Below are 11656 nucleotides of genomic sequence, written 5' to 3'. Positions count from 1 at the left end.
ACCGATGACCTACGATGACGGTAGGCTCTCTGGGGTCTCATCGTGCAGCCGTCCGCCCGCCATCCCTGCTTTGCCTTGCTCGCCGTTGCCGTCGCGGCCATGGCCTCGGCCGGGCTGTGCCGCGCGGCCGACGATGCGCGGCTGAAGCAGCGTGCTGAGATGGTCAGCGAGATCGCGGCCATCGACGCGGGCGCCGGCGTCCCGAACCGCAACCACGGCATTGCGCCGGGCGTCCTGTCGGTGATGGGCCAGGTGCCGCGCCACGAGTTCGTGCCGGACCCGCAGAAGCCGCACGCCTACGAGAACCGGCCGCTGCCGATCGGCCATGGCCAGACCATTTCGCAGCCGTATATCGTGGCGCTGATGACCGACCTGCTGCGGGTCCAGCCTGGCGACAGCGTGCTCGAGATCGGCACCGGGTCCGGCTACCAGGCCGCGGTGCTGAGCCAGCTGGCGCGCGCGGTCTACACCATCGAGATCATCGAGCCGCTCGGGCGCCAGGCCTGCGAGCGCCTGCAGCGGCTGGCCTACCGGCAGGTGGCGTGCAAGGTGGGCGACGGCTACTACGGCTGGGACGAGCATGCGCCCTATGACGCCATCGTCGTCACCGCCGCGGCCAGCCATGTGCCGCCGCCGCTGATCCGCCAGCTGAAACCGGGCGGGCGCATGGTGATCCCGGTGGGCGCGCAGTTCCTGACGCAGTACCTGCTGCTGGTCGAAAAATCCGCGGACGGCAGCGTCAGCACCCGGCAGATCCTGCCGGTGCGCTTCGTGCCGCTGGTCGGCAAGCACTGAGGCGCGGCGCGCCGCCGGCCGGGTTACCCGATGCCACGCCCGCCACTGTTTGCCCTGGCCTTGCTCTCGGCCGCCGCGCTCGGCTATGAAATCCTGCTGATGCGGCTGCTTTCCATCATCCTGTGGCATCACTTCGCCTACATGATGATCAGCGTGGCGCTGCTGGGCTACGGCGCCGCGGGGGCGCTGGTGGCCCTGGCGCGCCGGGCGCTGGTCCGGCATTTCGTGCCGGTCTTTGCCGGCGGCGCGCTGCTGTTCGGCCTCAGCGCGCTGGCCTGTTTCGAACTGGCGCAGCGGGTCGGGTTCAACCCGCTGGAAATCCTGTGGGAGCCCGCGCAGCCGCTGCGCCTGCTGGCGATCTACCTGCTGCTGTTCGTACCCTTCCTGTGCGCGGCCACCAGCGTGTGTTTGAGCTTTGCCCGCTTTCCGCAGCAGGTGCCCCGGCTCTACAGCTTCGATATCCTCGGCGCCGGGCTGGGTTGCCTGGGCATCATCGCCGCGCTGTTCCTGCTGGATCCGGTCGACGCGCTGCGCCTGGTCGGCATGGCCGGCATGGCGGCCGCGGCGCTGGCCTGCATGGAATGCCGCTGGCATCGCCCCTGGCTGCCGGTACTGCTGCTGGCGGCGGCAGCCGTTCCGGCGGCCGTCCCGGACAGCTGGATGGCGTTGCGGCCGTCGGAGTACAAGGAGCTGAGCCAGTTGCTGCGCATCGGCGACGCGCGCGTGGTCGCTCAGCGCTCGAGTCCCCTCGGCCTGGTCACGGTGGTCGAGAGCCCGTCGATCCCGTTGCGGCATGCCCCCGGGCTCAGCCTGAATGCCACCGCGGAGCCGCCGCCGCAACTCGCCGTGCTGACCGACGGCGATGGGCTGAGCGCGCTCAACCACTACGACGGCCGGCGCGAAGCGCTGGCCTACCTCGGCGACCTGACCTCGGCCTTGCCGTATCACTTGCTGCGGGCGCCGCGCGTGCTGGTGCTGGGCAGCGGTGCCGGCGCCGACGTGCTGCAGGCGCTCTACCACGGCGCCAGCGAGGTCGATGCGGTGGAACTGAACGCGCAGGTGATCGGGCTGGTGCAGGACCGCTTCAGCGCGTTCTCGGGCAAGCCATACAGCGCGGCGGGCGTGCAGGTGCATGTCGGCGAAGCGCGGGGCTTCCTCGCAGCCAGCCCGCAACGCTACGACCTGATCCAGGTGGCGCTGCTGGATTCCTTCAGCACGTCGTCGGCGGGCCTGTATGCGCTCTCCGAGAGCTACCTCTATACCGTCGAGGCGTTCGGAGAATACCTGCGCCACCTGCGGCCCGGCGGCATGCTTGCGATCACGCGCTGGGTCTCGCTGCCGCCGCGCGACATCCCCAGGCTGTTCGCCACCGCCGTGGCGGCAATGGCGCGCGCGGGCGTGCCCGATCCCGCGCGCCGGCTGGTGCTGGTGCGCGGCTGGAAGACGGCCACGCTGGTGGTCAAGCACGGCGACTTCCAGCCCGCGGAAATCGGCGCGCTGCGCGACTTCTGCCGGGCCCGCTCGTTCGACGTCGAATACCATCCCGGCATCCGGGCGGGCGAGGCCAACCGCTACAACGTGCTCGACCGGCCGGATTTCTTCACCGCCGCGCAGGCCCTGCTCGGCCCCGACCGCGAGGGCTTCCTGTCGCGCTACAAGTTCGACGTGCGGCCCGCCACCGATGACCGGCCGTACTTCTTCCATTTTTTCAAATGGCGCACGCTGCCGGAGCTGATCGCGCTGAAGGCGCAGGGTGGGCTGCCCCTGCTGGACTGGGGCTATCCGGTGCTGGTGGCGACGCTGCTGCAGGCCACGGCCGCGGCCTTGCTGCTGATCGGCATCCCACTTCTGGTGCTGCGGCGGCGGTCGGCAGCCGCGCCCGCCGTGTCCCCATGGCGCACCGGCCTCTATTTCGCCGCGGTCGGGCTTGGCTTCATGTTCGTCGAGATCGCGTTTATCCAGAAATTCATCCTGTTCCTGAGCCACCCGCTCTATGCCGTCGCGGTGGTGCTGTGCGCGTTCCTGTGCTTCGCGGGGCTGGGCAGCCGGTATGCCCCGCGCGTGCCCGGACGCAGTCGGCGCCAGGTGGCGCTGGCAATCGGCGGCGTTTGCGCCGTGGCGCTGCTCTACCTGGCAGCACTGCCTGTGGTGTTCCCGCTGCTGATTGCCTGGCCGGATCCCGCTCGGGTTGCCATCGCAGTGGCGCTGATCGCTCCGCTGGCCTTCCTGATGGGGATGCCGTTCCCGCTCGGCCTGTCAGGGCTCGCGGCCCGCGACGACACGCTGGTACCGTGGGCCTGGGGCATCAATGCCTGCGCCTCGGTGGTGGCGGCGGTGCTGGCCACGCTGCTGGCGATCCACGCCGGCTTTACCGTGGTGGTGCTGGTGGCGCTGCTGCTGTATGCCGGGGCCGCGCTGGCGTGCCCCTGAGGCTTGCGTGGTGCCGCCGGGCCCGCGCCCTCAGCCTGCGGCCGCGTTGTCCTGGGCGGCGTGCAATACCGGCTCGCTCGGCAGCCGCGGCACGAAGCGGTGGCGGTCGATCTCGCCCCCGCGCGCCACGAGGATGGTGCCCTCCGGAATCTCTTCCCACACGCCCTGCACGTCGATCAGCGGCTCCGACAGGACCAGGAAGGCATCGTCGCCCGCGGCGGCGATGCGCGGGTCGTCCGGATAGAGTTCGCGCAACTGCCGGAACGAAGTGCTGTGGAACAGCGAGCGCGAGTTGGTCTCGCTCGAATAGCGCACCGCGACGATCTGCCGGCCGTCGGTCACGCAGACCGTCATGTTGAGCGGAAACTGCACGTCGTGGCGATGCCCGACGTCCTCGATCAGGCCGGCCATCTGCTCCAGCGCGCCGACCGGATCGCGCTCCAGCCCGAAGGTCAGCGCCAGGAAGAACATCACCTCGGAATCGGTCGAGCCCTCGATCCAGCGGAACAGGTGAGGCGCCACCGCCATCATCAGGTCGCGCCGCACCAGCGGATAGTCGCGGATCAGGCCATTGTGGACGAACAGCCAGCGGCCAAAGCGGAACGGATGGCAGTTGGTTTCCTGCGTCGGCGTGCCGGTGGCCGCGCGCACATGCGCCACGAACATCGGCGCGCGCACCGCCCGCGCGGTCTCGCGCAGGTTGGTGTCGCTCCACGCCGGGTGCAGGCAGCGGTAGCGGAACGGCACTTCGGCATGGCGCCCGTACCAGCCCACGCCGAAGCCGTCGCCGTTGGTGGTGGTATGGCCAAGCCGGGAATTCAGGCTCTGGTCGATCAGAGAGTGTTCCGGCTGGAACAATACCGTTTCCAACGCAACGGATTTGCCCGAGTAAGCCAGCCAGCGGCACATATTGCCCTCCTTGTCCTTTGCGAGTGCGGCGCGGTGCTCTCCGCCCCACACTCCAGTTGTAGGACGGCGCGGCGCGAACGGCAAAGAAATGGTCCGTCAGGCACCTTGCCGGCGCCCCGGCCAGCCGGCGATCAGGTGAAGCGATAGGCCAGCGAGATGATGATCGGCCCCAGCACCGGCAGCATCACGTTGGCGATGGCGTAGGTGATGGTGTAGCCCAGCAGCGGCACCGAACTCTGGCTGGCGGCCAGGATGGCGCTGATCGCCGGGGTGCTGACATGCTGGCCGGCGATCGCGCCGACCAGCAGCGGGCCCTCGATCCTGAGCAGCTTGTGCCCGATCCACAGCGACAGGCACGCCGGCCCCAGCGACACCGCCAGCCCGATCAGCGGCAGCACCGCACCGTGCTCGCGGATCAGCGTGATCGCATCCGGCCCGGCGGACAGTCCGACACAGGCGACGAACACCGCCAGCCCCAAATCCTTCAGGATCTGCACCGCCGACGCCGGAAAGGTGCCGAGCGACGGTTTGCGCGACTGGGCCCAGCCGAACACCAGCCCGCTCAGCAGCGCCCCGCCGCCGCTGCCCAGCGAGATGTGCATGCCGCCCAGGCTCACGCTCAGCGTGCCCACCAGCAGGCCGGCCAGGATGCCCACGCACAGGAACACCAGGTCCGTCACCTCGGAGGCCTTGGCCTCCACGCCGATGCCCGCGATGGCCTCTGACAGCGAGGGCTCCAGCCCGACGATGGTGATCACGTCGCCCAGCTGCAGCGGCGTCGAGCGCGTGATCGGCAGCGACAGGCCCGAGCGCCGCACTTCCAGCACCCACACCTCGCGCAGGCGCCGTGCCCCGGCCAGGCGTGCCAGCTCGCCGAGGGTCTTGCCGTTGACCCGGCGCTTGTTCACCACCACATGCTTTTCCACCAGCTGGATGGCTTCGGTGTGCGCCTCGGGCAACAGCACTTCGGGCCCGATCAGCGTGGCGGCCTTCAGCAGGTTGCTGCGGATGCCGACCATCGCCAGGATATCGCCGGGCTGCACGGCGTCGTCATCGCCCAGCTCGATGCTGGCCCCGCCGCGCAGCACCTTGACCACCGAGGCCCGGCCGCCGACCTGGTGCTGCAGCTGGCTGACGGTCATGCCCGCGGCCTGCTGCACCGCGTAGGCGCGCCCGATCAGCCGCGGCAGCGCCGGCTGGGTGGCCACGTCGTCGTCGGACGCGGCCTCCATGCGCGCCGCGACCTCGCGCGCGGCCTTGCGCAGGTCGATGCCGAGCAGGGCCGGCGCAATCTGGCTGGTGAAGAACACGATGCTGATCAGCCCGACCAGGTAGGTCAGCGTATACGCGGTGGCGATATTGGCCTCGTAGCGGCCCACGGTGGCGGCATCCAGGCCCAGGTGCTTGAGCGCTTCGGCGGCGGTGCCGACCACCGCCGACTCGGTCGCGGCGCCGGCCGCCAGCCCGGCGGCGGTGCCCGGATCGAAGCCCAGCCAGGCCGCCGCGCCCAGTGCGATCGCCAGCACGACCACCGCCTCCACCACCGGCAGCACCATATAGCGCAGGCTCGAGCGGTTCAGGTTGGCAAAAAACTGCGGCCCGCCGGAATAGCCCATGGCGAAGATGAACAGGGCGAAAGCCATGTCCTTCAGCTCGCCATGCATCTGGCAGCCGGTCTGCCCCATGAATAGCGCCACGATCAGCGTGCCGCACACGCCGCCCAGCTGGATCGGCCCGACCCGCGCCTTGCCGACGAAGTAGCCCAGTCCGACAGTGATGAACAGCACCAGCAACGGGTTGGCGGCAAGGAAGTCAACGTTACAGGTCATGGGGGCGCGGGTTGGGTTCGTGGAAGCGGCGGGCTCAGGGATTGAGCGGTGGCAGCGCCGGCGCGGGCTGGTGCCCGCGCCGCGGGGCGGGTGTGGCGTAGCGGCCCAGCGCCTGGGCGAGCGGGTTGCCGTCCCAGGCGGACGGCACTGGCGCCGCCCCGTAGAGATGGCGTTGCAGGCCGGTGACGGCATCGGCCAGTGCGGCATCACCGGCGGCTTCGGCCCAGGCCGCGGGCGTGGTGCCGTGGGCGGTGCGGGTCCAGCCGCCCAGCGCCAGGCTGGCGGCGGCCGCATCGCCCGCGCGGCAAGCCCGCAGCGTGGCCGCCAGCCGCGCATCGGCGCCATCTGCGCGGGCGCGGCGGCGCCCGGCGCGCCGTTGCCGCAGGCGCGCCAGGCGCGGCCGCAGCCGCCGCCACAGCAGCGCCAGCACGGCCGCGCCGAGCAGCGCGCCCGCGGCCCACAGCAGCGTGCGCCACGGCAGGCCGCCCTCGCCCGGCAGCGCGCCGGCCGATGGCCCGTCCGGCGCAAGCGCCCCGGCGTTGCGCGCGGCGGCCACCTCGACCTTCACCGCCGGCGCTTCGGAGCTGGCCGGCTGGCGCGTGGCGGGATCGACCCAGTCAACCGTGACCGGGGGCAGCGTATAGCTGCCGGGCCGCTCGAACACATAGGTCAGCGTATCGATACGCGTGCCGCCCGGCCCCCTCGCCTGATCTTGTGCCTGGTCGGACAGCCGCGCATCCGCGCGGAACATGCGCACGCCGCGCGGCGCCGCGGCCGGCGGCGGCACGATCATCATCGCCCGGGTCTGCGGCGCGAAGGTGGTGACGGTGCGCACCAGCGCATCGCCCGCATGCAGCCGGACCACGCCGTGGTCGGGGTTGTGGTCCAGCGTCTGCGTCACGCTGAGCCGCGCCACCGGCAGCAAGCGCCGGCCGGCGGCAGCGCCCGCCGCCGCGGTGCTTTTGCCGCCCGTGCCGGCCCGGATCGTGGTGACCGGCAAGGTGACGCTGCCCTCGCGCGGCGCGCCGTCGTCGCCGGCGTAGGTCACACGTACGGTCGCGGCCGGCAGCTGGAAATCGCCATCCTGCTCGGCGGTGAAGGCATAGGTCTTGCGGATGCCCGCATAGGCCACGCCGTCGATGGTCTCGGTGGAATTCACGGCGCGCGCATCCGGCAAGGTGACCACCGCCCCCGGAACCTCGAGTGCCGGGAACTGCGGCGCTGACAGGAAATAGTTGGGCGCGAGGATGGTGACGTCGATGGCAACCTGCTGGCCCACCAGCACCGGCTGCCGCGCGCCGACTTCCACGCGCACGACGGGCCCGGCGGCTGCCTGCGCCAGCCACGGCCACAGCCACGCCGCCAGCAGCAGGACCAGCGGCGCGATGCGCCGCTGCCACGCGCCCAGGGACATGGGCCGGCGCGTCATCGCGAGCCTTGTCCGGGCGCGGCCTGGCCGTGCTGCAACGCGAACTTGCGCTGCAGCAGGTCGGTCGGCGTGGTCTGGATCGCGCGCATCCACATCTCGGCGTCCTGCGTCAGCACTACCTGCAGCGACTTGCCGCCCGGCGCCGACGGCTTCGCGGCGTCGTACTTGACCTGGTCCGGCGGCAGGTCGGGCGGCTCTTCGCCGTCGTCGGAATCCGGCTTGTCCTTCGGCAATTGCTGCGCCAGCAGCTTTTCCATCAGCGCCAGATTGGCGGCTGCCGCCGGCCACTGCGGCTGGCGCCTGAGCGCCTGGCGGTAGCGCGCCGCGGCCTGCTGGTACTGGCCTTGCCGCGCCAGCGCATTGCCCTGGTTGTAGTCGGCCTGCGCGGAATCGACCCGCGCGAAGCTCTGCACCGCCTGCGCGTACTGGCCGGCGCGATACTGGGCGATGCCGCGCCACATCGGGTCGTCGAACAGCGTCGCGGCGCGCGCAAAGTCGCCCTGTTCGAAGGCGCGCCGGCCTTGCTGGTCGTGCGTCAGCCACAGGTCGACAAAGCGCCATGGGCGTACCGCGCTGCCTTGCGTGGCTGACGCGGATGACTGCGCGCGCGCCTCGGGCGGCGTGGCCAGCGCCAGCGCCAGCAGCAGGCCCGCGCTCCAGCGCACGGTCCAGCCCTTGCGGAACCACAGCATCGCCAGCAGCGCGATCGGCGCCACGAGCCACCAGCCCTCGTCCTTCCAACGTGTGCGGTCCCCGGCCTGCATTCGTTCGAGATGCGACTGCACGTGGCGCTGCACCCAGGCCACGTCGTCGTCGCTGTCCGGCGTGAAGGTCGCCACCGGCACGCCGCCTTCATGGCCAAAGCGCTCCAGCGCTTTCACATCGAGCCGCGCAAATATGCGCGCGCCGTCCTGCTCGACGAAGCCCCCAGCGGCATTGCGCAGCGGCCCGCCCTGCGCAGTGCCCAGCGCCAACACCACCGGCTGGCTGCGGCCGCTGCCGGCCTGGGCGCGGAACGCCGCCGCGGCGGCCGGGTCGACGGCGTCGGTCAGGAACAGGATGGTGCCCGGCACCGGCTCGCGTTTCAGGTCGGCGTCGATCACGCGCAGCGCCTGGGCCATGTCGCGCCCGGGCACCGGCATGATGCGCGTCTGCAGCGCATCGGCGAAGGTCTGCAGCAGGCTGGCGTCGTCGGTCAGCGGCAGCACCAGGTGGGTCGAGCCGGCATAGGCATAGAGGGCGGTGCGGCCGCCGTCGCGGCGCGCCAGCAGCGCCTTGATCTTGAGCTTGGCGCGCTCCAGCCGCGTGGGCGTGACGTCGACCGCGTCCATGCTGGGGGACAGGTCCACGGCGATCGCCAGCGGCGCCTTGTCGTCGAGGAACGGCGGGCGCTCCTGGCGCCAGCTCGGGCCCGCCAGCGCCACCGCGCCCAGCGCCAGCAGCAGCGCGGTCAGGTGCACCGGGCGCAGCGCCAGGCGGCGGCGTTCGCCCAGCATCAGCGCGTCGAGCAGGTGCGGCGCGATGGTCTCGCGCCAGCGCCGCCGCACATCGCCGCGGCGCCGCACTGCCCACACCAGCAGCACGGCCGGCATCAGCCCGAGCAGCCACCACGGGCGCAGGAAATGGAAGTGGGAGAGCGTCTCCAGCCAGGCCGGCATCAGCGCCCTCCCCCGGTGGCATCGGCCATGGCGCCTGGCGGGTCTGACGCTTCGGCGGCATCCGGTGCTTCGTCTTTCCCTGCCGCCTGGCGCCGACGCGGCCGCGCCAGCCACGCCGAATAGCCGAACATCAGCAGCTGGTAACCCAGCACCAGCGCCAGCGCCGCGCCCAGCGGCCACATGAACAGCTCGCGCCGTGGCCGCCACGACAGCGTCTTCTGGTTGTGCGGCGTGATCTGGTCCAACGTCGCGTAGATGGTCTCAAGGCCGGCCTGGTCGGCGCCGAAGAAATAGCGCCCACCGGTCTGCGCCGCCAGCTTCTGCAGCACGTCGAGATCGACCTTCTCCTCGCCCGAGGCGTTGGGATCGCCAATACCGATGGTATGCACCACTACCTTGCGTTCTTTGGCGATGCCCCCGGCGCGCTCCGGCGGCATCCGGCTGGCGGTGTCGTTGCCGTCGGTCAGTACGATCAGCACTTTCTCCGGCGCCTCGCTATGCTCGAACATCTTGATACCGAGCCCGATGGCATCGCCCAGCGCTGTGCTCGGGCCAGCCATGCCGGGCAGCAGGTCGGCGATCAGCGTCTGCACCAGCCGGTGATCCAGCGTGAACGGGGCCAGCGGATACGGGGCGTCGCCGAACACGATCAGGCCGATGCGGTCGCCCGGCCGCCTCGCCACGAAGCCGCTCACGACCTGGCGCACCGCCTGCACACGCGGAATCAGCGCGCCAGCCGGGTCGCGGAAATCGCGTGTATCCATCGACTGGGACAGGTCCAGCGCGATCAGCAGGTCGCGTGCCGGCTGCATCTTCTCGATCGGCGCTTCCAGGAACTGCGGCCGCGCCAGCGCCGTCACCACCAGCGCCCATGCCAGCGGCGCCAGCACCCATTGCAGCCGGTTGCGGCGCGGCACCACGGCGCCGGCGGCCGGCGTCAGCCCCGCGGCGCTGGCCACCTCGCCGAAGAACGGCAGGCGCACCGACGGGCTTTCCTCGCGGTACGGCGGCAGCCACCACCACAGCAGCACGGGCAGTGGCAGCAGCGCGAAGAGCCAGGGGTATTCAAACTGGTACATGGTGCTGCGCGATCCAGCGCCGGCATGCCGCGGCGACGGCGCGCACCTCGGTGTCGGGCCATTGCGCCAGCGCGGCGTCGCCGCGGTACTCGGCGTCCTGCACCAGGGCCGCAAGCTGCGGCGCGACATCCTGGGCCCGTCCCGCATGCGCCCGCAGGAATTCGGCCCAGCCGGCGCCGGCCAGGCTGGCCACCTGCGCGCGCGGCCATGCCGCCAGCGCGGTGCGCTTGAGCAGCGCCGCCATCGCGCGCAAGGCCTCGGCACGGTGTGCGGGGTCCGGATCCAGCGGCAGCGCCGCCAGTTCCGCCAGCGCCTCGCGCCGGTAGCGGTTGGCGCGATAGCGCCGCCAGGCGCGCCAGGCCGCCCACGCCAGCGCCAGCAGCAGCAAGCCCCCGGCGATCGGCCAGCCGATGGTCTGCGGCATCCACGAAGGCAGCGGCGGCACGGCGAGATCGGCCAGCGTTGCCAGGGTTGCCGGGGCGGCGCTGTGCGTGAGGCTCATCGCGCCGCCCCCGTGCGTTGCCGCACCGGCGCCTGCTGCAGCGGCCGGCCCAGCAGCCGCCGCAACTGCGGCGCGGTCTCCTCGGCGGCGGACAGCGGCAGCAGCGGCACGCCCATGGCATGGTGCCAGTCCAGCAGCGACCTGGCGCGCGCATCGGCAAATTCGGCGATGCCGCGCCGCGTGGCTGCGTGACCGAAGCCCAGCTCGACCTGCAGTTCGCCATCGCTGACCACCAGCTGTCCGGAGCCTGGCAGCGCACCGAGGAACGGGTCGTGGACCAGGATGGTCAGCACATCGTTGTGCGTCGCGAGTGCCAGCATCAGGTCGCGGGTGCGGGTGTCATGGCCGTCGAAATCGCTGACCACGATGACCAGGCAATCGTGGCGCGCCATGCGCGCGGTGCGCTCCAGCGCCGCGTTCAGCTGCCCCGCGGCGCGGCGCGCCGGCGCATCGGCGCGCAGGGCCTGGTTGAAGCGCGCGATGCCGCCCAGCAGCTGCTGCACGGCGTCGCGGCTGCGGCGTGGGGCAAACGCTTCGATACGGTCATCCCCCAGCACCACGCCGCCGACGCGGTCGCCCTCGGCCAGCACGCGCCACGCGGCCAGCGCCGCGGCCTCGGCCGCGCTGACCGACTTCATCGCGCGCCGGCTGCCGAAGAACATGTTGATGCGCTGGTCCACCACCAGCAGCACCGGACGGTCTTTTTCCTCGGTGTAGACGCGCACATGGGGCCGGCCGGTGCGCGCGGTCACGCGCCAGTCCATGCTGCGGATATCGTCGCCGGGCAAGTACAGGCGCAATTCCTCGAAAGCCAGGCCGCGCCCGCGCACCCGCGAGGCATGGCGCCCGGCCAGCACGCTGTGCACCGGCTGGCGCGGCAGGAAATGGAAGTCGCGCGCAGCCACCTCAAGCCGCGCCAGCGCCGCGTCATCCACGCTGACACCGGCCACTGCCTGCGACGACGGTGCGTGCACCGCCGGGGCAGCGCGGGCGATGGCGCGGAATGGCAGGCGCATGGGTGCCTT

At 71.6% G+C, this 11656-nt stretch carries 9 protein-coding genes; 2 read left to right on the top strand and 7 right to left on the bottom strand.

The genetic code is table 11. The annotated features are described in order from the left end of the window. The first annotated feature begins 42 nt into the window (after nucleotides 1-42). Both RALTA_RS07370 and RALTA_RS07365 read left to right on the top strand, forming a co-directional pair. Nucleotides 43-795, top strand: coding sequence for a protein-L-isoaspartate(D-aspartate) O-methyltransferase (locus RALTA_RS07370; RefSeq protein ID WP_012352808.1), 753 nt, complete (start codon nucleotides 43-45; stop codon nucleotides 793-795). Nucleotides 796-825: 30 nt separating this feature from the next. Next, nucleotides 826-3225 carry a spermidine synthase gene (locus RALTA_RS07365; protein ID WP_012352807.1) on the top strand — a complete coding sequence of 800 codons (2400 nt, stop codon included), beginning with the start codon at nucleotides 826-828 and terminating at the stop codon, nucleotides 3223-3225. 30 nt (nucleotides 3226-3255) lie between these two features. On the opposite strand, the gene RALTA_RS07360 is transcribed toward RALTA_RS07365, so the two are convergent. From RALTA_RS07360 to RALTA_RS07330, 7 genes are all read right to left on the bottom strand, one after another. Next, on the bottom strand, nucleotides 3256-4134 hold the full coding sequence (locus RALTA_RS07360) for a class II glutamine amidotransferase (RefSeq protein ID WP_012352806.1): 879 nt from the start codon (nucleotides 4132-4134) through the stop codon (nucleotides 3256-3258). Between the two features lie 131 nt (nucleotides 4135-4265). Further along, nucleotides 4266-5963 (bottom strand): aspartate-alanine antiporter, encoded by a 1698-nt coding sequence (gene aspT, locus RALTA_RS07355; protein WP_012352805.1) that lies wholly within the window; start codon nucleotides 5961-5963, stop codon nucleotides 4266-4268. Between the two features lie 34 nt (nucleotides 5964-5997). After that, on the bottom strand, nucleotides 5998-7377 hold the full coding sequence (locus RALTA_RS07350) for a BatD family protein (RefSeq protein WP_012352804.1): 1380 nt from the start codon (nucleotides 7375-7377) through the stop codon (nucleotides 5998-6000). An 11-nt stretch (nucleotides 7378-7388) separates the two neighbouring features. Then, nucleotides 7389-9050, bottom strand: a complete 1662-nt coding sequence (locus tag RALTA_RS07345; RefSeq protein WP_012352803.1) for a VWA domain-containing protein — start codon at nucleotides 9048-9050, stop codon at nucleotides 7389-7391. After that, a complete protein-coding gene (locus tag RALTA_RS07340; RefSeq protein WP_012352802.1) occupies nucleotides 9050-10129 on the bottom strand; it encodes a vWA domain-containing protein in 1080 nt (359 codons plus the stop codon). Before RALTA_RS07340 ends, RALTA_RS07345 begins: the two co-directional genes overlap by 1 nt. Continuing rightward, nucleotides 10116-10631 (bottom strand): DUF4381 domain-containing protein, encoded by a 516-nt coding sequence (locus RALTA_RS07335; protein WP_012352801.1) that lies wholly within the window; start codon nucleotides 10629-10631, stop codon nucleotides 10116-10118. The genes RALTA_RS07340 and RALTA_RS07335 overlap by 14 nt, the downstream gene beginning before the upstream one ends. Beyond that, a complete protein-coding gene (locus RALTA_RS07330; RefSeq protein WP_012352800.1) occupies nucleotides 10628-11647 on the bottom strand; it encodes a DUF58 domain-containing protein in 1020 nt (339 codons plus the stop codon). The genes RALTA_RS07335 and RALTA_RS07330 overlap by 4 nt, the downstream gene beginning before the upstream one ends. Nucleotides 11648-11656: the final 9 nt, after the last annotated feature.

The sequence above is a fragment of the Cupriavidus taiwanensis LMG 19424 genome (genome assembly GCF_000069785.1).
In the GTDB taxonomy this organism is placed as follows: domain Bacteria; phylum Pseudomonadota; class Gammaproteobacteria; order Burkholderiales; family Burkholderiaceae; genus Cupriavidus; species Cupriavidus taiwanensis.
The sequence above is the reverse complement of the archived record's forward strand: the minus strand, read 5'-3'. Positions and strand labels throughout refer to the sequence as shown.

Excerpts from the sequence above, each read along its gene's own strand:
- RALTA_RS07350 (WP_012352804.1), bottom strand. The coding sequence starts at position 7,377 with ATGTCCCTGGGCGCGTGGCAGCGGCGCATCGCGCCGCTGGTCCTGCTG.
- aspT (WP_012352805.1), bottom strand. The coding sequence starts at position 5,963 with ATGACCTGTAACGTTGACTTCCTTGCCGCCAACCCGTTGCTGGTGCTG.
- RALTA_RS07340 (WP_012352802.1), bottom strand. The coding sequence starts at position 10,129 with ATGTACCAGTTTGAATACCCCTGGCTCTTCGCGCTGCTGCCACTGCCC.
- RALTA_RS07360 (WP_012352806.1), bottom strand. The coding sequence starts at position 4,134 with ATGTGCCGCTGGCTGGCTTACTCGGGCAAATCCGTTGCGTTGGAAACG.
- RALTA_RS07345 (WP_012352803.1), bottom strand. The coding sequence starts at position 9,050 with ATGCCGGCCTGGCTGGAGACGCTCTCCCACTTCCATTTCCTGCGCCCG.
- RALTA_RS07365 (WP_012352807.1), top strand. The coding sequence starts at position 826 with ATGCCACGCCCGCCACTGTTTGCCCTGGCCTTGCTCTCGGCCGCCGCG.
- RALTA_RS07330 (WP_012352800.1), bottom strand. The coding sequence starts at position 11,647 with ATGCGCCTGCCATTCCGCGCCATCGCCCGCGCTGCCCCGGCGGTGCAC.
- RALTA_RS07335 (WP_012352801.1), bottom strand. The coding sequence starts at position 10,631 with ATGAGCCTCACGCACAGCGCCGCCCCGGCAACCCTGGCAACGCTGGCC.